Below are 24,705 nucleotides of genomic sequence, written 5' to 3'. Positions count from 1 at the left end.
AAACTATGGGTATTTTTCTGGCTCCCGTTATTATTTTCGGGTTAATTATTTTATTTGCATCGTTTTTTGTGGTTAAACAGGAGACGGCAGCAATCATTGAGCGTTTTGGAAAATTCCAGGGAGTAAAACATTCAGGGCTTCATCTTAAGATTCCCATCATAGATCAGATTGCAAAAAGATTAAATCTCAGAATTCAGCAGCTGGACGTGATGATTGATACTAAAACACTGGATAACGTATTTATCAAGATGAAAATCTCTGTTCAGTACCAGGTCATCAGAAGCCAGGTAGGAGATGCTTATTATCGACTGGAAAATCCTGAAAATCAAATTACTTCATTTGTGTTCGATGTGGTGAGAGCAGAAGTTCCAAAGCTGAAACTTGATGATGTTTTTGTAAGAAAAGATGATGTGGCGATTGCTGTAAAAAGTGAGCTTCAGGAAGCGATGAACAGTTACGGATATGATATTATCAAAGCATTGGTGACAGATATTGACCCTGATGAACAGGTAAAACATGCCATGAACAGAATCAATGCTGCAGAAAGGGAAAAAACTGCTGCAGAATATGAATCTGAGGCTCAGAGAATCAGAATCGTAGCCGTTGCAAAAGCTGAAGCCGAATCGAAAAAACTACAAGGACAGGGAATCGCAGACCAAAGAAGGGAAATTGCAAAAGGACTTGAAGAATCTGTAAGAATGCTGAATAATGTAGAAATCAATTCACATGAAGCATCAGCTCTTATCGTGGTGACACAGCATTATGACACTCTACATTCCGTAGGAGCAAGTAACAGAAGTAATCTTGTTCTTCTTCCCAATTCACCAACAGCAGCAAGCAGTATGCTGAATGATCTTGTTGTAGCCATGACAACAGCCAATACAGTGGGAGAAGCGAGCAAGGGAAAATACCCTGAACCACCACGAAAAGAAGGGGGATATTAATAAGGAAAGGATGATGGAAGCTGGATGATGGAAGTTGTGATTACCGAAAGTAGGGATGAAGGGTTATTTTAAACTACTTTCAGGGTAATATCTATACAATACGATAAAAATATGTTCACCGGATGATGGTAACTTCCAGCCTTCAGCTTCAGGCTTCCATACAATAAAACAAAAAACGCTTCAGAAATTTCTGAAGCGTTTTTGTTTTATTTCTTAGTTTTAGAAACCTGCTCTACCAATGTGTATTTTATTGAAGAAGCATCTGCCGGTGGATTATCTATTTTTTCTGTTTTCACTTTTAAAACATATTCGTAACCCGGTTCATAAGTGAAGCCTTCAATGTTGCTGTAGAAATTACTCCAGTTTTCAGAAGCGTTTTCTTTTACCTGCAGGCATTTCATACGACCTGCTCCTGCAGAACAGTCTACGGTTTGTGCTCCTATGATAAGTGTTTTTTCACCTGCTGCTGCATCTTTCTTAGTTTTAGAAACCTGCTTTATCAATGTATATTTTATTGAAGAAGCGTCAGCTGGCGGGTTTGCAATTTTTTCTGTTTTTACCTTTAAAACATATTCATACCCTGGTTCATAAGTAAATCCTTCGATGTTTGTGTAAAAATTAGTCCAGTCTTCTGAAGCCTTTTCTTTTACCTGCAAACATTTCATAGGAGCTACTCCTGTACAGTCTGCTGTTTGTGGCCCTACGATGAAAGTTTTTTCATCTCCGGAAGATACTCCAGCTGTTGTTGTACACTGCGTCATTGCGAATAATGCTAATGCGGGTGCTGCCCCTTTTAGAATTGTTGCTATACTTTTCATAAACTTGATTTTAAAACCTTACCTCACAATTACCATGCCGAAATTTTCTGGAATTAGCGGATTTCCGGGATTGTTTTTTCATTTTTTAATCATTTAATTTGAGGACTCTAATAAGTGAAGACAGGAAGAATGATATGTTAAATATAATGAAATTCAGGTACGAGATATTGGATGCCAGTAAATTATAGACAGGAAAAAGCTCCTGAATTGAATCTTGTTTTATGATAAACTTAAAGATATAATTGAGGTATTTAGAGTGTAAGAAAGAATTTGAATTGATGAGAAAATTACTAGTATTAATTTCTGCTGTTTTTATAACTGGTAATGCATATGCCCAAAAGGTAGATAATGCATTGCAGGGATATTTTGAAGAACAGGGAAACGAGACTTTTTATAAAAGTTTCAATTTTGACGGGAATGGTAAAATAGTGGATGGGTTTAAAAGCAGTTATTATTTTACAAGAAATGATAGCTTAATTGTGATTCCAGATAAAGATGTATTTGTTTTTAAAATCAAAAAAGATAAACTAATCGGTATTTCAGACTGGGTTAAAAACGGAGTCTGGGTTCGTAAAAAAGACAGTACTGAGGTTAATAACAGAGTGAATCCTGTAGAATCTCAGAAAAGAGCAGTTTTATTGGCAGGGTATTATGATAAGACGAAGAATATGTCTGGATTGGATGCGTTGTTCTCCAATGCTAACGATTATACCAGGATTAGTGAAGACTTTTGTAATCAGGGGTTAGCCAAAGCATGCCTCAATGCCTTTGGATTAAAGATGATGGAATATACTCCCGGATTCTTTGGTGACCTTGAAAAAATCAAAGATAAAAAGCTCAAGCCCCATCCGGAGCTGATAGAGCTTTCCAAAAAAATAACAGACCTTGGAGAACCGGAAGGATATAATGTTCTTGGAGCTTATTATCACCTCTTAGGACTTCGGGAAAAAGCTTTTGAAATCTGGAAGGAAGGAGAGAAACATGGTGATCCGGCTTCTATGTTATCTATGGGACTTATTGAAGTGGGAGAAGAAATGGATAAAGCTCCCAAGACCCCTAATGTTAAAAAGAAAAAGAAAAAATGATGAAGAAGAAACTGTTGTTTTCATCTGCTTTGGTTCTTAGCGCTTTGGTAAGCGCACAGAAACTTAAGAAGGAAGATGTTGTAGGCTTTTGGAAGCTGAAAGAAGCTGGGTTTTATGAAGGGAAGAAGAAGGTGGTGAAAGAGTTTGATAACTGCAGACTGATGCGTAACTATGCTATAAGAGAAGATGGTTTTGCTGTGTATAACTATATAGGAGGAAAAGTAGGAGATTGTACCCCATCAGAACCAAGGCTTTCTTTTTGGAAGATTGTGGACAACAGGGTCCAGTTTTATGTAGATGATAAAAATATTCTTGAAGAAGTTGTTGTGACTTTCAATAAAGATAAAACCATGACATTTTCGGACTATAAACCGGTTTTTGTTAAGCTTGACGGAGATGCATTAGCGGAAAAAGTGACGAATACCATTCATTATGATATTCTTGAAAAACAGTATTGAATCTAAAAATTTAATTGAAATCCTATGAATTTTGTTACAGTAATCTATCTGGTCAACTTATTGTTATATGCCATTTATTTCTTTGGAAAGGGGAGTAGTGAAGAGGTTATTACCATTGTGGATTATTCGATTTCTGCAGCTATGTCGTTTTTTTTAATTCTTGCCGGATACGTTAACGCAAAACAAAAAATGACGTATAGATCTGTCTTGTGGATGTTTTTTGTAAACGTTGTTTTCTTTGCAATGTCCGGGTTGTTTGATCAGTTTGGAAATAATTTTAATCTTTTGTCAATGGGGAATGATAATTTTATTTTTACCTTAGCTTTAATAGCCTATAACGGTTATTTATTTCCGCTGATTGTAAAACTGGAAAGAACCGGTTTTTCCCTTGTATTGCCACTCGTATTGTCTTTTATTCTACCATCCTTAGGGTATTGGATTGGGAGAATGATTGCACCGAAAAATTCAACTTCATCTGAAGAAATTTAACCTGAATGTTAAGTGTTTTTGAGTGACAGGGTATTTGTCATTGACTACGTCGAATCTTCGATTTCCGACAAAGGAGGGATCTCATTCATAATTGAGATTCTTTATTTCACTCTGTACATTCAGAATGGTATACTATCCTTAAAGGGAGGCTGTAATATTAGTATTCTTCCCATTTTAATTCCTCTTAATAATTAAAAAAACATGATGTTGGAAGCAAAAATAGAATGGTGTATCGTTACGGATTCTGTACTTGATTATCAGTTCCTGTAAATTTTTGTCTGCCGATTAATAATTCAAAGAAAAGCTTGAAATCCGAGATCAGTGACCACAACGGATATTTAAAAGTGGCAGGCTTATTCCTTTCAATCACGGCATGGCTAAACCAGGCAAACCCATATCCAACAATCGGAATGTACCATAGAAATCTTTCTTTTCCTGAACTGATCACATATCCTATGACAACAAATATGAGCAATGTACCAATAAAATGGAAAATTCGGGTTCCCGTTTTACTGTGTTCCGTGAGATAAAACTGATAAAATTCCTTGTATGTTTTGATTCTTTCAGACATAGTGGCATTAGTTTATTGTTTCTGTTGAATTTGTAGCAATAATTCTGCCGATTTTTAAATAAGCAATAAAAAAGAAAAAGGCAAAATAGCTCATTGTGCTATTTTGCCTTTTTTAACGTTGTATGTATTGTCTTAGCTATTCTTTAGCTCCTTTCCAAGTTTACTGTTTTTATAACCGTAGAAGAAGTAAATAAACATTCCAATCAGGAACCACATCCCAAACCAGAACCAGTTTTCATGGCTCATTCCGGTAAGAAGGTATAAACAAGAGCTTAATCCTATTAATGGAATAAGAGAAAGGTTCTTGATAAAAGTAACCACACATAAGATTAGGTTAATAATAATAAAGAAGAAAATAGAGGCTCTGAACTCACCGTCTTTAGGATCACTCCAATTCATCAATGTTTGGAAAAACTCAGGTTGCCAATAGTAGAAAGCAATCAGTCCACCAATGAAAATAACCGGGAAAATAATTTTACCGTTGACATAAGGAAGGTGGAATCTGCCTTTTATTTTTTCTTTAGCAGGAAGAGTTAAAACTCCGGCACAAACCAAAACAAATGCGAATATAGTTCCAATACTTGTAAAATCAAGGATGAAAGTTTTATCTGTAAATAAGATAGGAATTCCTACCACAATCCCTGTAACAATAGTTGCAAAAGATGGCGTTTTGTATTTTGGGTGAATCTTAAGGAACTTCTGAGGCATCAATCCGTCACGGCTCATCGCATACCAGATTCTTGGCTGTCCCATCTGGAAAACCAATAATACCGTGGTGATGGCAACAATCGCTACAAAAGAAACCACAAGTTCCATCCAGGCTACATTGGCATTGGTTTTTTCAAAAATGAATGAAAGCGGGTCTCCCACACCGTCAAACTTTTTGTAATCTACCATCCCTGTTAATACCAAAGTAAGAGCAATATAGATCACTGTACATAATACAAGAGAGATGATCATTCCTTTTGGTAAGGTCTTTTGAGGATCTTTTGTTTCTTCAGAAAGAACACTTAAGGCATCAAAACCAATATAAGCAAAGAAAACTCCTGAAACAGCACTCATAACTCCTGTAAACCCATTAGGCATAAAGGATGGAGTACCTGTTGTAGGACTTATTGGTGTCCAGTTGTCTGTATTGATATAAGCGAAACCTACTAAAATAACTAATATAATTACTCCCAGTTTTAAGATAACAAGGGAGTTGTTGAAGTTTTTACTTTCCTTTACTCCAACATAACAGAGCCATGTAATTAAGCCATTGATGACCAATGCAGGAACGTCAACGATGAATTTCAGATTCCCAATAAGCGGTGCGGATTTCCATGCATTTAAAAGTTCTTTATTCTCAGAGCCATTCAAAAAAGCCTTTTTAGCTTCTGTATAACTGCAGGTCAGATAATCAGGAATATGCATTCCGATACGCCCTAAAAAGCTGGTGAAATAATCAGACCATGAAAAAGCTACGTAAATATTTCCAAAAGAATATTCCATAATCAGTGCCCAGCCAATAATCCAGGCAATCAATTCCCCAAAACTGGCATAAGCATACGTATAGGCAGATCCTGCTGTAGGAATCCTGCTGGCAAACTCAGCATAGCATAAAGCGGTAAAACCACAGGCAAAGCCACATATCAAATATAGAAGTATAACACCGGGCCCCCCTCTGAAAACGGCTTCTCCCAAACTGCTGAAACTTCCAGCTCCTATAATTGCCGCAATACCAAAAAATACGATGTCCCATACACCTAATACCCTTAAAAGTCCTGTTGAAGTATCTGTATCCGAATAGACTTTCCTTCTAAAAAGTTGACTCATTCAATAAACTATATTTGATTTGAAAAAAACAAATGTAATGATTTTTTATTTTGATGTTAACAGTCGTTAAGAACATTTAAGTAAAAATACTTAACGAAAAGCCTTTAGTCTTTATAAACAGGTATTTCCACATAGCTGTCATTATACCATTTTATTTCCAGCGGTTCCCCGGAATCCTGTATGGTTTCTTCACTTACATCTTTACCCGTTCCATAGTTGATCTGCCAGTTCGGACTTTTGCCAATGCCTACAAATAAAAGCAGTTTACTTCCTTTTTCAACCTTTTTACTGGTAAACATCGATTGTCTGATAGGGATTTGCTCCATCTTGTTCGGTTCAAGAAGCTGACGGACCTCATTGTTTTTTGAATAACTGGCTCTTGTCTTATGGGTAGACAGTAAAGAAAGTTTTCCGTTTGGCTGTACCTGATACAGATAGATATCAGTATCCATATCCTTTTTATTGATGGATATATTAAGCAATCCTGACAGGTTTCCGCTGATGATAATATCCTTATCAAGAGGTTCACTCTCAAAATGAATGAGATTATTAACCTTTGCACTGTCTGTTTTACTTATCTTGTAATAAAGATCTTTATCATCTCTGCTTTTGAAATCAACAGTTTGTTTGGTAAAGTCAGGACTTTCGGGTTTTGTAAAAACAGATGCGCTGTTCTTATGGTCTTTCAGATAGAATTTAAGAGTAGAGGTATGCATTCTGTCAAGAGTAGGAACATGTTTCCATGTATTGGTATTCATCACCTGGAAATTAACCCTGTCTTTTAAGAGCTCTGGTTTTTTTCCATCTTTAAGAATATAGTCAAACCATGAGAAGGCAAGCTCATCAATGCTTATTCTGGCAACGGGATCAATAGGGTTACCATTCACATAGGTCGTCCCGAAACTTTGTGCTGCTCTATGATCATAAGGACCTATTACCAGATAGTGATCAGCATCTTTATTGTACTGGTAATGTTGTTTGAAATAATAAAGAGCACCAATCTGATCATCGTCATAATATCCTGTAGTCGTTAATACAGGAATATTGATCCTGGCAAAATCCTCTTTATAAGGAACCATTTTTTGCCAGTATTGGTCATATCCCGGATGATCCAGCCATCTTTGGAATATCTTGTTGGGCTTTCCACTGATAGTGTCCAGAGATCTGAATGATCTTCCGCTTTTATACCATGCAGTATTGATGGAATCCCATTTTGCAGCATTATTGAAGTCTGCTTCATCAGTATATTTATTGTTTGTAACATATTGTATCCATTGCAGCATATAGCTCATGAATACATTATTCTGTGCCGGATAATCTATCCCGATTCCTACAGCAACCTGAGGGACAATCGTTTTCAGTGCCGGATGCAGTTTCTTTACGGCAGCCCATTGACTGAAACCCAGATAACTTCCACCGATCATACCTATTTTACCATTGCTCCATGGTTGCTTGCTTATCCAGTCTATTACCTCATAGATATCCTGTGATTCATGCTCAAAAGGGTTGTTGATGTCATTGCTGTTTCTCTTACCCCGGGTATTGACTACGGCGCCTACATAATTATAGATAGCCGCTCTCTTTCCAAAATAGTCGTCAAATGGACCTGCATAGATGTTGTTGGCGAGGATAACAGGAAGTGGTGATTTATTTTCCTTTTTTCTGACAATAGTAATGGTCAGGGTACTTCCGGCCTTTGTTTTTAGATCCTGGGTTTCAATGATGAAGTTCTCCTTATCTTTTGCAGCGATCGCCTGTGAAACGTACGGCTGAATACTTGAAAATACTTTATAGTTCAGATAAGTTTTGCATAAGGCAAGGGCAGAGCCATATCCAATACTGTCTTTCCCTTTTTGTTTATCCATTATTGTTTTCAGTAGTTTTCTGAAGTTCTTTACATCTCCTTTGAGAACAATACTGACTCTTGGGATTATTTTTTCGTCCATACTTTCGTATTTTTTATTGAAAGCAGCCTGGAATGCTTTTGGAAAAGGCATTTTGTTTTTCAATTCATTCAGCTTGGCCATACTGTAGACTTCGTAAGCCAGAGATTTGTAACCCGCCATATTGTTTTCCGCAAATTCCTTTCGGTGCTCCGCTAAAGTAATAATGGAGCCTTTGTAGTCTTTAGCAACAACCTGCAGACGGGAAAGGTCGTCTAAAAGGTCTACATTGTTCTTAGGTTTGTTCTTCGTTGTCTGAAGTTGTGAAATTACTTGCAGAGCAAGACCGGGTATATGTTTTTCGAAAACAACAGAGTCGGTTACAGCGGTTTGCGGAAAATAAAATTTTTGAGCCTGTATCAGGTTGACAAAAATTAATGCTAAAAGTATCTTAAATTTCATATTGTAGTGCATTTATGGTATGTTTTTAGCTGCTGTTGAAAAAGTATCAGGTCGAAAATGTATTTTTGATAACTGTTTACTGAAATTGTTTACATTTTATCAGACGAAATTAAGAATTTTTATCATGCGATAGTGAAATGTTTTTTACTGTTGTGAATTCTTTGCTTTATGGCATTAAATCTGTTAAAACTTGCTTAAACAATAAGTTTTTAATATTTTCGTTAACTTATTTAGACTAATTTTCTTATATCGAGAAGAATGAAATCAAAAAAAATACTTTTAGCGGCTGCGGTCATTTACTTCGGAATCTCCGATGCTCAACAGTCCCAATATTTTACCCAGAAAGAAAATTATAGATTCAATCTAGCTGAAAATCTTTATCAGACTAAAATATACAACGCCTCCCAATACGAATACGCAAGACAATATTTCTACAATCAGAATTTGTCCCGTTCAAAGAAGGAGGCGGCTCAGTTTTTTGATAATGTGATCGGTGTGATTCTTCAGAAAAATCATGCTGAAGAAGGATTGACTGCTTTCATGAAAGAATATCCTAATTCTGCTTATTTTGCACAGGCTAATCTTCCTTTAGCTGACTATTATCTGGCTAAAAAAGATTTTGACAAAGCATTGGAAACTTTGAAAAAGGTAAACCAATATCAGTTATCAAAAGAGGAGAATACCCAGTATATTTTGAAATTGGGCTATGCCAAGTTTATGATGGGTGATTCTAAAGGGGCCACTGATGCTCTGGAAGAAGCTTATACAACAGCAGATCAGTCTCAGAAAGGAGAAATTGCTTATATGCTTGGTCACCTGTATTACAGCAACAGACAAAATGATAAGGCTTTCCAGTATTTTGATTCCATAAAGGATCAGGATAAGTTCTCGAAACTGGTACGTCCGTATTATGTACAGATGTATTACAATGATAAAAACTATGATAAGGCTATATCTGAAGGAAATGCTTTATTGAACGAAAATATTTCAGAATCTTATAAAGCAGAAGTACACAAGATCATTGGGGAAAGTTACTTCATGAAAGGGGATTACAGTTCAGCCTATCCGCATTTGAAAGATTATCTGAATGTACAGCAGAACCCTTCTGAAAATGATCTTTACGAAATGGGATTTGTTGCTGCTCAGCTGAAAAAGTATGATGAAGCGGTTTCTTATTATAACCAGCTTGTTAACAGCAATTCAGCGTTGGCACAGAATGCTTACTATCAATTGGGAAATGCTTATTTAGCGGTTGATAAAAAGCAGGAAGCTCTTTCTGCATTCCGTTCTTCTTATCAGATGGATTACGATGCAAAAGTGAAAAAGCTGGCACACGAACAGTATGCGAAATTAGGATACGATATCGGAAACCCGTTTGAAAATCCTTCTACTGTTCTTCAAAGCTACATCAATGATAACCAGAATGCTTCCAATGCTTCAGAAATGAGGTCTCTATTGGTGAAATCATATCTGTATTCCGGAAACTATAAGGAAACATTGAATGCTATTGACCGCTTACAAAGTTCAACACCGGACATCAATAAAGTGGATCAGGAAGTTTCTTATTTATTGGGAACAGAAGAATTCAATAAAGGGAATTATGATGAAGCGGAGAAGTATTTCCTGAGAAGTCTAGGATTTAATATCAATAAAGAATTTAACAGCAGAGCTTTATATTGGTTAGCTCAGGTATATTACCAGAAAGGAAATTATCCGTCTGCGATTGCCCGTTATGAAAAGCTTCTTAATGAAAGCTTCCCGGAAAAGCAGCAGCTGCCTTATGATTTAGGATATGCTTATTTTAAATCCAAAAAATTCGATCAGGCTGCTACTTATTTCAAGCAGTACCTAGCCAATCCTAAACCTGAATTTAAAAATGATGCAGAACTTCGTCTGGCAGATATTCACTATGCGAATAATGACCTGAACGAAGCGATTGCGATCTACGATAAAAATGCAGATGCTACAGATTATACGGTATATCAGAAAGCGATGGCTTTAGGATTTAAAGGAGATACTCAGGCGAAGATTACAAATCTGAAAAACTTATTATCTAAATATCCGGATTCTGAATATTATGATGATGCACAGTATGAAATAGGAACGGCTTATGCGGCTCAGGATGACTTTGCGAATTCCAATGATTATTTTGGAAAAGTTATTAAAACATCTTCAGACAAAGACCTGATCGCTAATGCTTCTATTTACAGAGTACAAAATTATATTGATCAGAACCAGAATGATAAAGCTCTTTCTGAACTGAAATCGTTGGGAGAGCAGTATAAAAATACAGCGTATGCTCAAAAGATCGTTCAGGCTGCAAAACCAGTTTTCACGAAAAACGGTGATGTTGCAGGCTATGAAAATTTTGCAAGAACTATTGGAGTAAATGTTGATGCTTCTGAAATTGATGAGATCAACCTGTCTACCGGAAAACAGTTGTTCGCGAAGAAAGACTACAAAAATGCAATTTCTTATTATGAGAAATATCTAACGCAGAATCCAACGGGAGAAGGTCTTTATCAGGCTAAATATGAATTGGGAGAAAGTTATTATCAAACCAATAACTCAACGAAAGCTTTACTTGTTTTACAAGAGGTAGCCGGAGTTCAGAATGATTATCAGGATGATGCTCAAACCCGTTTAGCACAGATCTTTATTACACAGGGGAATACTGCTGAAGCTAAAAAATATCTTGAAGGAATTAAAAATTCTTCCAATATCAGCATTAAAAATTATGCGAATGTTGAGCTGATGAAGCTGTATGCAGGTGAAAAGAATTTTTCTGAAGCAGAAAAACTGGCCAATGCAGTCATTGCAAACTCCAAAAACTCAGCAGCAGTAATAGAAACCGCAAAAGTAATCAAAGCAAGAAGTCTGATGAATTCAGGAAAAGATAAAGATGCCCAAACAGCTTATACATCTCTTGAAAAATCATCTAATACTTCGGTAGCTGCTGAAGCTCTGTATGCAAAAGCTTATTATCAGAATAAAGGAAAAGCTTTCAAATCTTCTAATGAAACGATCTTTAAGCTTGCGAATAATTATGCATCAGAAGAATATTGGGGTGCAAAAGCATTGGTAATGATGGCTAAAAACTATATTGGCTTAAAAGATAATTACCAGGCAAGTTATACTTGTGACCAGATTATTGCCAATTATAAGAGCTTCCCGGATATCGTAGCAGAAGCGAAAGAAGTTAAAAATCAGATTAAAAAGTAAAAATGCAGTATCCTGTTCATGTAAACAGTCATTAGTACATTTTACATGGATACATAAATACAAGAAGTAGTAATGAACAGAAAAATTCAATTATTATCCATCATATTTTTAGGGGTTTCGCAGTTTGCGTTTTCCCAGATCAAAGAGGAAAAACTGGTTCTTAACAAAAAGAGAGAACCGGAAGTGAAGAAGATCGAGAAAAAGAAGACTTCCGTGGAAACGATTAAAAACTATCCGCCGGAAGAGAAATCCCAGACTCCTGTAAGATATACCATTACAGATGTTCCTGCAGTTTCTGATTTCAAAACTTCTACCATTCAGGGAGAGGATGTGGCTCCGAAATTTGACGGGACCGCTCAGAATAACTATGTCCAGTTTGGAATGGGAAATTATGGGAAGATTCTGTTGGATGGAAATGTATCCAAAACCCTTCAAAATAAGTTCGAAGTAGGAGCAGATGTACATTTGCTGTCTACAAGTGGTCTTAAAAATGATTACGACTGGAAATCAAAACAAACATCCGCAACGATAGGTGCTTTCCTTAACTCTTATGGAGATAAAGGGAAATTCAATATCAATGCTGAATATGGATTGAATAACTATAACTATTATGGGGTTTATGCTTTAGCACCATCAGCAGATGTTGATTTAAAGCAAAAAGTCAATCAGTTCAAAGTAAATGGATACTATGATTTTTATTCCAATGAAATTCTGAATGATGTAAGAGTGAAATCATCCTTCCTGAAAGATCATTTTGATGCTCAGGAAAACCAGGTTTCTATTTTGGCTAACTTCTCTAAGCATGCTGTTGAGTTAGGAAAATCAGGGATCAATCTGAATGCAGATTTAGGGGTAGGGTTAGAAGCTGTGAAAACAGATTTTGAAATGATAGACAAGAACTCTTCCAATTTCTTTAATACCAGCTTAACTCCAAAAGTGACTTTCAGAAAAGGAGAGTCTTATTTGATGCTAGGATCAGGATTTTCTTTCCTGAATGCTAAGAACTCAAACAGACTAATGGATCAGGTGAAGAACAATAAAACGTACTGGTTTCCACAAGCTGAGTTCCAGGTGGCTGCTGCCAAAGAATTTAAATTCTATGGTGGGGTAGATGGAGGTCTTAAACTTAACACTTACGGAGATCTTCTTCAGGAGAATCCTTATGTGCTTTCTGACCAGTATTTAAAGCCTACAGAAACAAAATATCATTTTTATGTAGGATTGAGAGGTGATATTGACGAAACACTGAAATATGACATCTCTGCCGGTTTCGGAAAGATGAAAGACATCATGTTCTTCAGAGCAAACAGCCTTTTTGATAATAACTACACACTGAACCGTGCTGCTTACGACTATGCCAATACATTCTCAGCGATCTATGATGATGGAAATGTAAGTGATATTAAAGGAAGTGTACAGTATTTCCCATTAGAAAACTTAATGATTGACGGGGAAGTAAGGTTTACAAAATATAACTTGAAGAATTACGATAATATCTACAACGTTCCATTAGTGAACGCAAGTATTGGCGCTAAATATACTATGCTTGACAAGAAATTATTGCTAGGTTTCAAAGGGATTTTCGCAAGCGACAGAACAACGAACTCTTTTTCCATTGAAGGAATTGCAGATGCTTCAGCTCCTAATGGGGTGATTTACCGTTTATTAGAAAATACGAACGATAAAGTTGGTGGTTATGCCGATTTAAATCTTTCTGCAGAGTATAAAATTCACAAAAATTTCAGTATTTTCGCACTCGGAAATAATCTTCTAAGCTCAAAATACCAAACCTACAAGGCTTATAAAGTCTTAGGTCCACAGATTCTGGGTGGTGTGAAGATTACGTTCTAAATCATAAGTAATCAGCAATAAATGATAAGTAATTTAAGTATTACTCATTACTTATCATTTATTACTAATGAATACGGCTGCATAGTTTAATGGATAGAACTTTGGATTTCGGCTCCAACAGTGAGGGTTCGAATCCTTCTGCGGTCACAAAAGCTCCTTTTTAAGGGGCTTTTTTATTGGTATATACACTGTTTTGTACACAGTAGTGAGTTTTTATCTAATTACGGATTTCCGTAATTTTCATTTTGTAAATAAGTGTATATTTGTCCATAAACTAATAATAATGAAAACGAAATTTATCCGGAGTAGGACTCCTTCTGATGAGAGTGTTTTTCTAACCCTTTCAAAATTACCATATAATGAGCAATGAACTTAAAATAAAAATCATTAGGGATTCCCAAGGCAATGATTTAGATCTTAGCAATATTACCATTGAGGCTGCAGATGCTTTGAAAGTATTCATTGACTCGATGGTTGATTTTGCAAAAACATACGAAAATACATCCGAAATCAAGCTTATGCTGGATAACGGATGCATAGAAACAAGTCTCATCTATCCTGATGAGCAAGTGTCCAGAGATATAGATAATATCCTATCCCTTCAAGTAAGTGAACCTAAAAAAGTCGATGCTTTTAAAAGGATACAGGAAAAAATCATCATGAATGGGCTTGAATATGGTGTCTATATAAAAAAAGAAGAAGAGTCATACCGTGATATTACTCAAATATTTAAAGAGAAAAAGTTTCGTAAATCAAAACAAAAGTTTGATAGAAAATTTTCAATTGAATTTATAGAAGGCGAATTGTTTGAAGTTGGTGGAAGGGTAAATGCGAACGTTCATATTGAGAACAAAACATTAGGTAAGCAATTTAAAGTAGAATGTGAACGGCCAGAAGCTAAAAATCTGAACGATCGATTATATAGTAAAGTTTTTTTATCTGTACGTAAAATTGCAAAAACAGAAACAGATATTGAATATAGGTATATTGATAGTTATTTGAGGGAAGAAAATTATCATTATTATAAAAATCTACATGAAAGGATTACAATGGATGATTCATTAGAAAAATATGGTTTAATATATAAACACATTGTGGATATTATCAATGATGATGAAACTTTGAACGAAGAAATTATTAAGATATTACGTTTGTACAATAATCATTTTACTAAAAAAGGAGTTATTAGAACTATTTTAATGACATTAAAGCCTATTATAAATAGAGAGGTTGGTCTTCTGCCACATTATGAAGATTTAGTAAAAACATTTAGATCACGAAGTAACACAGGGAAGATATGAGTTTAGATTTTGAAAACCAATTAGTAAAATACAATGAAAAAGATCTTCCAAATGCTTTTGTGTCAATTGGTGTACAGTTAGATAATGATGGAAAAGCAAAGCACGCTGTAATTTTTATTAGGTATCGAAAAAGTGACTATATGGTTCATTTTCCTGGTAATATGCCACCGGTTATTGAAAATTATACAGGAAAATTAACTCCAAATTTGATTTATAAAGTACTTGATAATTTTGATACTGAAGATGACTCAGATGTTGGATCATTTTTATGGCATTGCCAAATGATTTGTGAGAAGAGTACTTTAACCTATGGATTTATTTTTGATAACTCAACGTATGGAAATGATGGAAGATATATGAGTTTATCAGGATTGCCTGAAATTGCAACATGTGTAGGATTTTGTATAAATGTTTTAAGTAATGTAGTGACAGATATTGATAATTCATATTTTGAGCTAAATGATTGGGATAGTCAAGGTATTATCGGGCATTATGATATTTGGGCAATGCAAGAAACGGAGAAAAACTATCCAGAGTTAGACTGGAATTTATATAACACATATAAAAAACGAATATCCCCAATTGAATATTTATGTTCAGGCTTTTGCTCAGTTTACCCAATTACAAAACAAACAATTCAAAATATACAACCGTATATTGAAAGCGTAATAGCAAGAAAATTAGCATAATGACTAGTCCTGAAAATCTGATACAGATTATCAGGACTAGACAAATGATTATTACAGGTTATCTGAATGTATTGATCCTCAGTATGTTAAAAAAAATAATTACATTTTTCCATTTATCAAAAAATATTATCTATTTGATGATGTTAAAAAAAGATGGGAATATATAGGAGAAAAAAAAATCGAAGAAGGAGAAGAAATTGTGATAAGTATTGATGAGTTAAACTCTATGGTACATAACACAACTTCAAAAGAGGATAATTTGAATTTACAAGTTAATTCCATTTCTAAAAATTGGTATGGTAAATATTCATTAAGCCTAAATGAAGATAGTGAAGACTGGAGAGATATCCATGAAATTACATTAGAAATCTCAAAAGATTCGGTTACTTATAAGGCGGCAGGATTCCAACTTTATGAATTTTATAAATTAGAAATAAAGGAAAAGAAAGAAGCTGCTATACATTTGAATTTTTCGACAGCACTTGATAATACTGAAAATCAAGTGTTTTTGGAAGAAACCAAAGATTTTGGAATAATTACTTTTGATGGTAGTAAATATTTTTGGAAATGTCCATACATTGATGAACGTTTTACAGATGGAAAAAAGGAAACATATATTTTGAAAAAGGAAGCATATAAGTGATAAAGTTTATTAAAAAACTTTAATAAATTCAAAAAATGCAAACAAATAAAATGGTAAAATTTTAGTTTATGATACTTCCAATCCAAATATTGCCCATGAAATTACTAAAGGATAGTATTACAAATAGTTATCAAGTATGAAATCTTTAATCAGTTTATTAATTTGTGTCTTTTCAATATTTAGCTGCCAAAAAAAGAGCTATAAAGAAGGCATTCAATCTGCTGAAATAATCTCAAAATACTAATGAAAAATTAATAGATGGTATTACTATTGATAATACAATTTTTCAAAAAAATGATATAGACCTCAGAAAATATCAATACAATAATCAGTATATTGAAGATATAGAAATTAAAGATTTATTAGACAAAAGTTTTAGGACTAAATTTATAAAATTTTTAAAAAAGACAAAAACTGAAGATGATGAATTTAAATCAACATTAGTCTCTCAATTATTGACTATCAGAATGGTTCAATTGTCAGATGTAAATGCATTTTACATCTTATCCGAACTTTCCAAAGATAATGATGTAGTCTATAATGGCGTTGAATTATATGATGAGAAACTTACAAAATTTTTTATAGAGAATCCATTATTTTTTATACAACAAGGAGCTAAATATCATGAAACAACCTTATTAAATTCAATTTTTCCACAATTAGACGAATTTTTGGTGAAAAAATATTTTTTTAAGGACAATTGAGGTGAAATTGATTTAAAGAATGGGCAATTATTTCTCTTCCCAGATAAAGAAAAAGAATTTAGTGAGTCTTTTAAAAGAAGAATATCTAAATTTAGTACTGAAGAGTGTATTTTTTCGCCAAGCTTATATACTGCATGGCAAAATAAAACAATAAATTTCATAGATATTAGTCCTCTTTTTGGGGAAGAACTATTGATAAAACTTAATGTATTTGAAAAAAAATATTTTAATCAAAATATTCAAAATGCATTAAAAGGATATATAATTAATTCTGAAGAAACAGCTACCCCGTCTTCAGCCACTATAATTGACCCAGATGGTTACACAAACCTAAGAAAAGATAAAAACACGTCCTCAGAGATTCTACAAAAAGTAAAATATGGAGAGCATATTGAGGTTTTGGATAATACCGGAGATTGGTTTTTAGTAAAGACTAAAGATGGAAAAGAAGGGTATATTCATAACAGCAGGGTAAAATCAAAGTAAAATTTGAAAAATGGTGATGTGAGATCTAATTTGGTCTATTTTTTCCTAAATTGATGGTGTATAAATAATGAAATCAGACGACCAAACCTATCATCATTATAGACTGCCTGTTCCAAAAGAATTTGAGACGGTGTTTTCTCATTTCTATTTTGCCAGGAACAATTCAACAAATTCAATAACCAAAACTTTGCTGCCATCTTTTCAGACTATTATGGTGTTTAATTTCGGGACTAAAGTACGGTTGGTTTCCAGTGCACAAAGCGAAATTGGAGTAGATAAGTGTATCGTCCTTGGTCCTATAAAGTCTGCTTTTGAATATACGCTTACCCCCGGAGCGCAAATTTTAGTGGCTAATTTCAAAGATGATGCTTTTTATCGTTTTTTTGGCCAAGCATTTCTTTCTGACCACCTGCCAATACATCCTGATGAAGCAATGGAAGAAAATTGTTTTACCTATTTATGGCATCAATTAAATGACATCCCAAACATTTCAGATAAGGTAGATTGTATTCTCGATTTTTGCAGACCCTATTTAAAATTGCAGGACCCTACCTCCAATTTGTTGGCCAATTTTAAAGACGATACCCTAAATCCAATCAAATCTATTGCAGAAGAAACTGGACAAACTGAAAGGAATGTACAATTGATGCACAAAAAGCATTTTGGATATAGTGCCAAAGAAGTCAGCCGATACAAACGTTTTGTAAAAGCAATCAGACAAATAGAACAAGTTCTTTTGTCATCGAAGAATGTGGATTGGTTTGAAGTTGTAGATCAATGCGGATATTATGACCAAAGCCAGCTTATCCACGATTTTAAGCATTTCATCAATCTTTCTCCTAAACATTTTGTAAGGTTCCAGCAAGATATTTGCCAGGCTTCAGCTGAATAGACTTTTCGTTTTCTTACAATTTTCCCGTTTGTGATCATCCTACTTTTGTTTTGTTCAATTACTTAAAAACAAACAAAATGAAACATCTTATTATTTATGCTCATCCTAATAAGGCAAGTTTAAATCATCTATTTAAACAAACGGTTGAAGAAACATTACTGCAACAAAAGCATGAAGTTGTCATCAGGGATTTGTACCAGATTAATTTTGATCCGGTGTTATCCCTTGAAGATATTGCCGGACAACGCAAAGGCATTGTTAGTGAAGCTATCAGAACTGAGCAGGAATATATTGCCTGGGCGGAAGTAGTAACGTTTATTTATCCGATATGGTGGACGGGTATGCCGGGCATTATGAAAGGGTATATTGACCGGGTATTTAGCTATGGATTTGCCTATCGTTATGACAATGGTGTACAAAAAGGACTGTTGGCTGGCAAAGCAGCTTATATTATCAATTCGCATGGAAAAGCAAAAGCAGAATATCAGGAAATAGGAATGAATAATGCCTTAAAGCTTACCTTGGATACAGGTGTCTATACGTATTGCGGCTTCGACATTAAGCAGCATTTCTTCTTTGACCGTGCTGACCGTGCAACTGCAGAGATTATAGAAGTATGGAAAACGGCAATAGTTGATGCTTTTGCCATTAGCAAACCTAATGATAAAATGCAAGAGGAAATAGAAAAAGAAATGCCACAATCACAAAAAACAATAGGTACTCAATAATGAACAAACCAACTTTATTGGTAATAAAATATATTAATATTTTGAAATTAGTTTTATTTAGTTATATTTGGAAATGAGAACGATATGTTCTAAAAACTAACAAACTAATAAACAATTATGAAAAATCTTAAGAAAATCACAAGAGACAGTATGAAGTCTATCAAAGGAGCAGGTCCAACTTATTGCAGAGTGGGATATATCTATATGTGTGCTTCTATTTATGAATGTATTCCAGAGCAGGACATTTGGGACTGTGCTTGCGGATGTGTTCCTGTCATAAGAAATTTCTAACTAACTTTTTCAGAATATTCTGATTATATGAGTTGTCCTAAAATAGGTTGACACATATTAAACAATATTTAATCCGGAGAACATTTTTGTTTCTTCGGATTTTTTTTGGATTTTATCTGGTGCTTCTATACTAAAGTGTAGTCTTTTTGTATGATAAAAATATATAGATCAACTTATTTTAGGGCGGGACAGGATTGATTAAGTATCCTGAAATATCTGAGATATTATCTGGTGTTTCTCCGAATAAAACAGATATAGTGTTCCGAACAAGTGGTAACGGTAAAACTGTGCTACAAATTTCATTTTTTGCCCGTCAGGATCAAGTGGAGTTTCATCATCCTTTTCCCAGGCTGCCTGTTCCCCTATCCACAATTTGTCGAAGGGCTCTCCATCCTCTTCATCTCCTTCACGATCTATTGATATTGCCTCTATAATGCGGTGAATACCATTTTTGGTTTTACTATTTTTGAAATTTAGCAATATAGGATCACTGCCATACGGATGCATTAAACCATCGAGAATTCTTTTCTGTTCAAAATCATGCCACCACAGGTAGCTTTGAGTCACCAGCATCATGACGGCTTGTTGCAATGTATATTGCCCCGAGATGGAAAACCGTTTAGAACGAAAATACTGTTCTTTCGTTATCTTTATTATATACCCAAAATGCTCAAAAGTAAATTTTCCGTTGCCCCAATCTAAAATAACTTTATCATCGCTTTTTTCAATATAATTTTTAGAGCAGATGTCATTCTTTTCAAGACAATTAAGAGTGAACTCAAACATATCGGGTAATCCTTCTTTTTCGCTGATCTTAACATGTATTCCATCACGTCTTTCTTTTGTAAAGTTATAATTGATGCCGCTATATGAATTGTAAAAATGTTCAAAAGCAAACTTTTTGATTACTTCTCCCACATCAGCCGTGACATTTTCATCTTGTATGCCATGTATAGACCAATAGTCTACTTTAACATTCCAATCAGCTTTATTTTTGTTAAATACAGCGGAGAAAGATTTTTGTTTGCTGTAAGAATTGATTTTTTTTATGGGGATAAGATGTTTAGCCATCTTCTTGGATACTGTGAATCCTTTACTATTTTTTTTATACAGTATCTTTTCGTTTATCTTTACTTCACATGTCGGAATATGCAGGGTAATTTCTTTCAGAAAGCCATTGGCATCATAATGATACCTGAAAAACTCCAAGCTCTGCCATTTTCTATTGCCAAGATAATATTGTACAGTTTTCGTAACAGGCATAGATGTTCCGTTGATCATTTCATAATCATAGACAGCACGATCATTAGGGTGATACCTATCCGAACCTGATTGAATGAGGTGCCCGTCGTTGGTGTACTTATCCACCCGTTCATAGCTAGGATATTCAATATAATCTTCCGCCCATGTTTGTAGATATTCGCGTTTTTCGAGTCTTTTCACTCTTTGATATTGATCCAACATCTTTTTGGTAAGTGGAGTAATCAGTTGATATTTGCCGTCTACCAACTGAAAATCTATGCGGCTCACATCGTCATTATGAAGTATGAATGTGAAGGGAATATCTTTCCACTTTTCGGCAACTACGCTACCATCCAGCTTTATGACAGGAAGCAGTCTGTTTTTGAAACCTTTAATGTCTGTCAGGCAGTTTTTTAAACTGGGATAGTTTTCTATATTGGTCTTTTTTTCAGATGTTGAGAGTATAAATTCTTTCCCCATTTTAAATTGATTTTGGTTATTGTTGGAGGATTTAATACAGGTTCCTGTCCTGATCATTGTCCGGGAATCAATATATATTGTTTATGTACTGAATGAAGGTATTAGTAAAAAATACTTTCTTTAGTTAATCTTGAAAGGGATCATATCAGATTTTCAAGACTAATCATGTTTTTTATTTTCTCTTTATATTTATCAAGGATTATTAAGATTAATTATCAAAACATATTTGTATATATTCTATTTCTATTTTAATGTTTATTAGGATTTGAAATTAGAATAAAAGAGATTATTATCATTAAAAAAAACTTCAAGTTCCTCAAAACTGTTAAAATTATGTAATTCATCCTTTGTATAAGTAGATTCATCATCTACGAATCCCGTAGGACATTCTTCCCAGGTTAAAATAATCTGATCGTTATATAACCAAACCTTTATTAAGCCAGTATTTTCGTTTTGTTCGTTTTCATTGTAAATGTAATAACACGATTTGTGTGATTGAATTTTAGAAATAAACTTTTCTCTATTCATTTTTTTCTTTTAGCACAGGATTAGGGGCAATGGTGTATTTTTCATAGGACCTTTTAATGGTGTCCGGCTCTTGGGTAAAAAGTCTTACTCCTTACATTAAGGCAAATTTATTGATTTAACCAACTCTATCAGGTTTTAGAAGCAGAATTGAATAAAGCCCGATTAATATCGTTAAAAAACGCTAGGAAAGAAGAAGTACAGGCGATCAGTGTATCTTTTTGTATCTGGATTTCATAAATTTCAGTACCATTCTGTTTATACCAATACTTAAACTTTATGATATTATTTTCAAGAGTATAAAAAATCATGATCTCATCAAAGAAAAAGCTCGTCAGTATATTACCTGTTTTAAAATAATTCCGATCAAAAAAAATGACATTTTCGGTACCTTCTATTTCGGGATCTTCTGTAATAAGGTCCATAAAATCTTCCCATTCTTTCCAATGCTGTAAGATGAGTGCGTCTGATATGTAAAATAAATCATTTTTAATGGTTGTATTTGCCTCTAATATTGCTTTAAGACTTTCACAGTCAACATAAAAATAGCTTAGATTATTTTCATCTTTATTGGCGATATCCCTTCCGTCAATAATCCATTTTAATGTACCAAATAGGTTATTAAAAGAGTTATTGTGGCACAATTCTACTTCTAATACCAGATTTTTAGACTCATATATTGTATTCATTTCATGATGGTATTGGTGACAGACTATGTTTTCTAATTAATTTTGAAAGGAATCATATCGGATGTTGAGCCAAAGTATTCCATTTGAAAATAATAGGTTTTATTTTGGGTAACATTGAAATTGGCTCCTCTAAAATTGAGAAATAATTCATCATACATTTCTTCAAGCTTAGCTGGTATCACAAATTGAGCAGTTGCCCCGGTTTCAATGGCAATTACATTCTCAGTGTATGTAGTGGGTGATATATAATTGACTCCTCTATGTACTTTATTTTGATGCTCATCATACAAATTAACAGTTCTTCTTGTGAAGCCTCCCGAATCATCAGAGATATTGGAGTAGATAATTTTTTCAGAAAAATTATGTACGGTTATCGTAAATAACAGGATTGATTCTGTCTGTTTGATATCTACACTTATCTTAATTGTATTCATGTTTCCTTGGTTTAGTTTATGATGTATGGATGCTTTTTAACTCGGATAATTACCGTTGATTTTTTCTGAATGGCACCTTTACATTTTCATGGGATATTTTCTGCAATATCAGGTAAATTATCAATTTAAAAAAGGCTTTTCTTATAAAAAGAAAAGCCTTTATATCTGGTTGGTTTATCAGATTATTTTAACTGTGTTACCCCAGTTACTTTCTGTGTTTTCTTATCAATGGTAACCATTACATTGGACCATGTCCAGAATTCAGAATACTCATAAGAATCTACAGCTCTTGGTTTGTTAAATTCTTCTTCCAATATCTTTTTAGTCATTCCTACAGCGATTGTTCCGTTAAAAATTGATTCTCCGAAGCTTTTGCCATACTTTTTAATTAAAGATGCTTTTCTTTCTGTGGTTTGCAGGTCTAGCTGTTCTTTAGTTTTATAGTCATCACCGAAAAGATAGGATAAGTTTATGGTAGGGAGATATTTATCCTTTATTTTTTTAGACATATTATAGAAAAAATTATTTTTAAAATAATTCTCTATTCTAAAGTTAAACGTTGCAAAACCTTTATTCATAGAAGAATTGTTTTCATAGGTGATAAAATGAACCTTATGAGGCTTATCATAATCAGACAATAAATCTTTTATTTGCTGTCTGGCTACATAAGCCTGTTCTTCAGAAAAATTTAGCGCATTCACATCTAAATTTCTCAATACTTTTACCAGTTTATGAGCCTCTATCTGGTTAAAATAAACCCCGTCAATTGTACTTTTTATAGCTTTTATATCCTCCGGGTTAATATCACTTTCTTTCTTATATTTTTCTAATATTTCCAAGGATTCCTTATAAGCCTGGGCTGCCTTATCATAATCTCCTTTCCATAAATAATGATTTGCTTTAACAAGATAACAGTTAGCAACTTCATAATAACTTCTATTTTTATTACTCATTTCTTTGAAACTATTGTTGGCATATGAAATAATAATGTCATACTTATAGTCATCAAAATTAGGATCAAAGCAAAAAGTAGGTAACTGTTCAGCATCTCGATTAAACCAATAACTGTCAGGATTGGCAATTCCTTTTTCTTTTAAATAGGTTAATGCTTCAGTGTGTTTTTCTCCTCTGATTAATTTATTATACTTATTTTCATTAACCTTCATTTGTGCATTCATGCTAAGGCTGAAGGTTATTAGCAATGGCATTAATAATTTACGGGTTTTCATTGTAATTAGTTTAATATTTTTTAAAATCGGGCAAATGTAATAAATTATTTCACAAAAAAGCCTCTTTGAAAATTTCTTTATTCATAGCAATAATTATGTAGTAGTAAAAGGTTTGTATTCTTTATTGATACAGAAAATAGAAAATATTTTATTTTTTTAAGTGCCGAAGAAGAGAAGCTGATTGTTTCTGAAGCTGATAATGTAGAATGGGAAATGGGATGCAGATTTAAAGCGGGGTGTTCAGTATTATGGATATATGGATGATTCTAAGAAAAAAAAATAATCAGGATCTTAAAATAGATGTATTACCTGATGGGCATTTCCTTGGAAGAAAAGATTAAAAAGAATTTTAACCTTGAAAATTCTTTTGATCAGGTTATTATTAATGAATATAAACCCGGACAGGGAATATCCAACCATATAGACTGTGTACCTTGTTTTGAGGATGTTATTATCTCTGTAAGCCTTTTATCGTCATGTATTATGCAGTTTTCAAAAGATAGGGAACAGCAGGAAATCCTAATTATGACCCCAAAGTCTTTTACTGTTAAGCGGAGAGGCAAGATATCATTGGAAACATGTATAAAAGCTGTAAAAAATGATAAGTGGTCAGATACAATAATCCCCCGAAAAAGACGGATATCTATAACTTTCCGGAAAACTAAAGAATAAAAAGGTCCCCTGTTTGAGGAAGAGCTGAGGGCTATTTATCCATTTACAGTCTGAAAAGAGAATATAAAATAATAAAAACTGATACAAATAGTTTAAAAAATA

At 33.9% G+C, this 24,705-nt stretch carries 22 protein-coding genes and 1 tRNA gene; 15 read left to right on the top strand and 8 right to left on the bottom strand.

Annotated features, from left to right (window positions below):
- Window positions 1–5 precede the first annotated feature (5 nt).
- Window positions 6–944 (top strand): SPFH domain-containing protein, encoded by a 939-nt coding sequence (locus tag M2372_RS00610; protein ID WP_123318801.1) that lies wholly within the window; start codon window positions 6–8, stop codon window positions 942–944.
- Window positions 945–1,150: 206 nt separating this feature from the next.
- On the opposite strand, the gene M2372_RS00605 is transcribed toward M2372_RS00610, so the two are convergent.
- Window positions 1,151–1,762 carry a DUF4377 domain-containing protein gene (locus tag M2372_RS00605; protein WP_228455663.1) on the bottom strand — a complete coding sequence of 204 codons (612 nt, stop codon included), beginning with the start codon at window positions 1,760–1,762 and terminating at the stop codon, window positions 1,151–1,153.
- A 278-nt stretch (window positions 1,763–2,040) separates the two neighbouring features.
- Here M2372_RS00605 and M2372_RS00600 point away from each other — a divergent pair, with 278 nt between their 5' ends.
- From M2372_RS00600 to M2372_RS00590, 3 genes are read left to right on the top strand one after another with little or no spacing between them, the layout of a single operon-like run.
- A complete protein-coding gene (locus tag M2372_RS00600) occupies window positions 2,041–2,847 on the top strand; it encodes a hypothetical protein (protein ID WP_123318802.1) in 807 nt (268 codons plus the stop codon).
- Entirely contained in the window at window positions 2,844–3,305 is a 462-nt protein-coding gene (locus M2372_RS00595) for a lipocalin family protein (RefSeq protein ID WP_115972202.1), read from the top strand. Before M2372_RS00600 ends, M2372_RS00595 begins: the two co-directional genes overlap by 4 nt.
- 24 nt (window positions 3,306–3,329) lie before the next feature.
- Window positions 3,330–3,794 (top strand): hypothetical protein, encoded by a 465-nt coding sequence (locus M2372_RS00590; RefSeq protein ID WP_123318803.1) that lies wholly within the window; start codon window positions 3,330–3,332, stop codon window positions 3,792–3,794.
- A gap of 235 nt (window positions 3,795–4,029) precedes the next feature.
- Here M2372_RS00590 and M2372_RS00585 read toward each other — a convergent pair whose 3' ends face one another.
- The 3 genes from M2372_RS00585 to M2372_RS00575 all read right to left on the bottom strand — a co-directional run bounded on the left by M2372_RS00585 (window position 4,030) and on the right by M2372_RS00575 (window position 8,525).
- Entirely contained in the window at window positions 4,030–4,365 is a 336-nt protein-coding gene (locus tag M2372_RS00585; RefSeq protein WP_123318804.1) for a DUF962 domain-containing protein, read from the bottom strand.
- Window positions 4,366–4,497: 132 nt separating this feature from the next.
- A complete protein-coding gene (locus M2372_RS00580; protein ID WP_115972205.1) occupies window positions 4,498–6,180 on the bottom strand; it encodes an APC family permease in 1,683 nt (560 codons plus the stop codon).
- 104 nt (window positions 6,181–6,284) lie between these two features.
- Window positions 6,285–8,525, bottom strand: a complete 2,241-nt coding sequence (locus M2372_RS00575) for a CocE/NonD family hydrolase (RefSeq protein ID WP_123319100.1) — start codon at window positions 8,523–8,525, stop codon at window positions 6,285–6,287.
- A gap of 258 nt (window positions 8,526–8,783) precedes the next feature.
- Here M2372_RS00575 and M2372_RS00570 point away from each other — a divergent pair, with 258 nt between their 5' ends.
- The 10 genes from M2372_RS00570 to M2372_RS00525 all read left to right on the top strand — a co-directional run bounded on the left by M2372_RS00570 (window position 8,784) and on the right by M2372_RS00525 (window position 19,332).
- The gene (locus M2372_RS00570; protein ID WP_123318805.1) at window positions 8,784–11,747 is read left to right on the top strand and encodes a tetratricopeptide repeat protein; all 2,964 of its coding nucleotides are present in this window, start codon (window positions 8,784–8,786) and stop codon (window positions 11,745–11,747) included.
- Between the two features lie 72 nt (window positions 11,748–11,819).
- Window positions 11,820–13,598 carry a TonB-dependent receptor gene (locus tag M2372_RS00565; protein WP_123318806.1) on the top strand — a complete coding sequence of 593 codons (1,779 nt, stop codon included), beginning with the start codon at window positions 11,820–11,822 and terminating at the stop codon, window positions 13,596–13,598.
- A 75-nt stretch (window positions 13,599–13,673) separates the two neighbouring features.
- A tRNA-Arg gene (locus M2372_RS00560) sits at window positions 13,674–13,745 on the top strand.
- Between the two features lie 212 nt (window positions 13,746–13,957).
- Window positions 13,958–14,899, top strand: coding sequence for a hypothetical protein (locus tag M2372_RS00555; RefSeq protein WP_123318807.1), 942 nt, complete (start codon window positions 13,958–13,960; stop codon window positions 14,897–14,899).
- Window positions 14,896–15,588 (top strand): hypothetical protein, encoded by a 693-nt coding sequence (locus tag M2372_RS00550; protein WP_123318808.1) that lies wholly within the window; start codon window positions 14,896–14,898, stop codon window positions 15,586–15,588. Before M2372_RS00555 ends, M2372_RS00550 begins: the two co-directional genes overlap by 4 nt.
- Before the next feature lie 226 nt (window positions 15,589–15,814).
- The gene (locus M2372_RS00545) at window positions 15,815–16,231 is read left to right on the top strand and encodes a hypothetical protein (RefSeq protein ID WP_123318809.1); all 417 of its coding nucleotides are present in this window, start codon (window positions 15,815–15,817) and stop codon (window positions 16,229–16,231) included.
- 896 nt (window positions 16,232–17,127) lie between these two features.
- Entirely contained in the window at window positions 17,128–17,421 is a 294-nt protein-coding gene (locus tag M2372_RS00540) for an SH3 domain-containing protein (RefSeq protein ID WP_185018738.1), read from the top strand.
- Window positions 17,422–17,488: 67 nt separating this feature from the next.
- On the top strand, window positions 17,489–18,313 hold the full coding sequence (locus tag M2372_RS00535; protein WP_123318812.1) for a helix-turn-helix domain-containing protein: 825 nt from the start codon (window positions 17,489–17,491) through the stop codon (window positions 18,311–18,313).
- 77 nt (window positions 18,314–18,390) lie between these two features.
- Window positions 18,391–19,041 carry an NAD(P)H-dependent oxidoreductase gene (locus M2372_RS00530; RefSeq protein WP_123318813.1) on the top strand — a complete coding sequence of 217 codons (651 nt, stop codon included), beginning with the start codon at window positions 18,391–18,393 and terminating at the stop codon, window positions 19,039–19,041.
- 117 nt (window positions 19,042–19,158) lie between these two features.
- Window positions 19,159–19,332, top strand: coding sequence for a bacteriocin-like protein (locus M2372_RS00525; RefSeq protein WP_185018740.1), 174 nt, complete (start codon window positions 19,159–19,161; stop codon window positions 19,330–19,332).
- Window positions 19,333–19,530: 198 nt separating this feature from the next.
- On the opposite strand, the gene M2372_RS00520 is transcribed toward M2372_RS00525, so the two are convergent.
- The 4 genes from M2372_RS00520 to M2372_RS00505 all read right to left on the bottom strand — a co-directional run bounded on the left by M2372_RS00520 (window position 19,531) and on the right by M2372_RS00505 (window position 23,931).
- Window positions 19,531–21,054 carry a hypothetical protein gene (locus M2372_RS00520; RefSeq protein WP_123318814.1) on the bottom strand — a complete coding sequence of 508 codons (1,524 nt, stop codon included), beginning with the start codon at window positions 21,052–21,054 and terminating at the stop codon, window positions 19,531–19,533.
- Between the two features lie 656 nt (window positions 21,055–21,710).
- Window positions 21,711–22,268: a hypothetical protein gene (locus M2372_RS00515; protein WP_123318815.1), complete on the bottom strand. Its 558-nt coding sequence runs from the start codon at window positions 22,266–22,268 to the stop codon at window positions 21,711–21,713.
- 32 nt (window positions 22,269–22,300) lie between these two features.
- Complete coding sequence (locus tag M2372_RS00510; protein ID WP_123318816.1) at window positions 22,301–22,702, bottom strand: hypothetical protein; 402 nt, start codon at window positions 22,700–22,702, stop codon at window positions 22,301–22,303.
- A gap of 182 nt (window positions 22,703–22,884) precedes the next feature.
- Entirely contained in the window at window positions 22,885–23,931 is a 1,047-nt protein-coding gene (locus M2372_RS00505) for a hypothetical protein (protein ID WP_148060735.1), read from the bottom strand.
- A gap of 300 nt (window positions 23,932–24,231) precedes the next feature.
- Here M2372_RS00505 and M2372_RS25565 point away from each other — a divergent pair, with 300 nt between their 5' ends.
- Window positions 24,232–24,603, top strand: coding sequence for an alpha-ketoglutarate-dependent dioxygenase AlkB (locus M2372_RS25565; RefSeq protein ID WP_123318818.1), 372 nt, complete (start codon window positions 24,232–24,234; stop codon window positions 24,601–24,603).
- Window positions 24,604–24,705: the final 102 nt, after the last annotated feature.

The organism is Chryseobacterium sp. BIGb0232 (genome assembly GCF_024810195.1).
In the GTDB taxonomy this organism is placed as follows: domain Bacteria; phylum Bacteroidota; class Bacteroidia; order Flavobacteriales; family Weeksellaceae; genus Chryseobacterium; species Chryseobacterium pennae.
The sequence above is the reverse complement of the archived record's forward strand: the minus strand, read 5'-3'. Positions and strand labels throughout refer to the sequence as shown.

Coding starts and splice junctions, on each gene's coding strand:
- M2372_RS00610 (WP_123318801.1), top strand. CDS start 6: ATGGGTATTTTTCTGGCTCCCGTTATTATTTTCGGGTTAATTATTTTA.
- M2372_RS00605 (WP_228455663.1), bottom strand. CDS start 1,762: ATGAAAAGTATAGCAACAATTCTAAAAGGGGCAGCACCCGCATTAGCA.
- M2372_RS00600 (WP_123318802.1), top strand. CDS start 2,041: ATGAGAAAATTACTAGTATTAATTTCTGCTGTTTTTATAACTGGTAAT.
- M2372_RS00595 (WP_115972202.1), top strand. CDS start 2,844: ATGATGAAGAAGAAACTGTTGTTTTCATCTGCTTTGGTTCTTAGCGCT.
- M2372_RS00590 (WP_123318803.1), top strand. CDS start 3,330: ATGAATTTTGTTACAGTAATCTATCTGGTCAACTTATTGTTATATGCC.
- M2372_RS00585 (WP_123318804.1), bottom strand. CDS start 4,365: ATGTCTGAAAGAATCAAAACATACAAGGAATTTTATCAGTTTTATCTC.
- M2372_RS00580 (WP_115972205.1), bottom strand. CDS start 6,180: ATGAGTCAACTTTTTAGAAGGAAAGTCTATTCGGATACAGATACTTCA.
- M2372_RS00575 (WP_123319100.1), bottom strand. CDS start 8,525: ATGAAATTTAAGATACTTTTAGCATTAATTTTTGTCAACCTGATACAG.
- M2372_RS00570 (WP_123318805.1), top strand. CDS start 8,784: ATGAAATCAAAAAAAATACTTTTAGCGGCTGCGGTCATTTACTTCGGA.
- M2372_RS00565 (WP_123318806.1), top strand. CDS start 11,820: ATGAACAGAAAAATTCAATTATTATCCATCATATTTTTAGGGGTTTCG.
- M2372_RS00555 (WP_123318807.1), top strand. CDS start 13,958: ATGAGCAATGAACTTAAAATAAAAATCATTAGGGATTCCCAAGGCAAT.
- M2372_RS00550 (WP_123318808.1), top strand. CDS start 14,896: ATGAGTTTAGATTTTGAAAACCAATTAGTAAAATACAATGAAAAAGAT.
- M2372_RS00545 (WP_123318809.1), top strand. CDS start 15,815: ATGGTACATAACACAACTTCAAAAGAGGATAATTTGAATTTACAAGTT.
- M2372_RS00535 (WP_123318812.1), top strand. CDS start 17,489: ATGAAATCAGACGACCAAACCTATCATCATTATAGACTGCCTGTTCCA.
- M2372_RS00530 (WP_123318813.1), top strand. CDS start 18,391: ATGAAACATCTTATTATTTATGCTCATCCTAATAAGGCAAGTTTAAAT.
- M2372_RS00525 (WP_185018740.1), top strand. CDS start 19,159: ATGAAAAATCTTAAGAAAATCACAAGAGACAGTATGAAGTCTATCAAA.
- M2372_RS00520 (WP_123318814.1), bottom strand. CDS start 21,054: ATGGGGAAAGAATTTATACTCTCAACATCTGAAAAAAAGACCAATATA.
- M2372_RS00515 (WP_123318815.1), bottom strand. CDS start 22,268: ATGAATACAATATATGAGTCTAAAAATCTGGTATTAGAAGTAGAATTG.
- M2372_RS00510 (WP_123318816.1), bottom strand. CDS start 22,702: ATGAATACAATTAAGATAAGTGTAGATATCAAACAGACAGAATCAATC.
- M2372_RS00505 (WP_148060735.1), bottom strand. CDS start 23,931: ATGAAAACCCGTAAATTATTAATGCCATTGCTAATAACCTTCAGCCTT.
- M2372_RS25565 (WP_123318818.1), top strand. CDS start 24,232: ATGTATTACCTGATGGGCATTTCCTTGGAAGAAAAGATTAAAAAGAAT.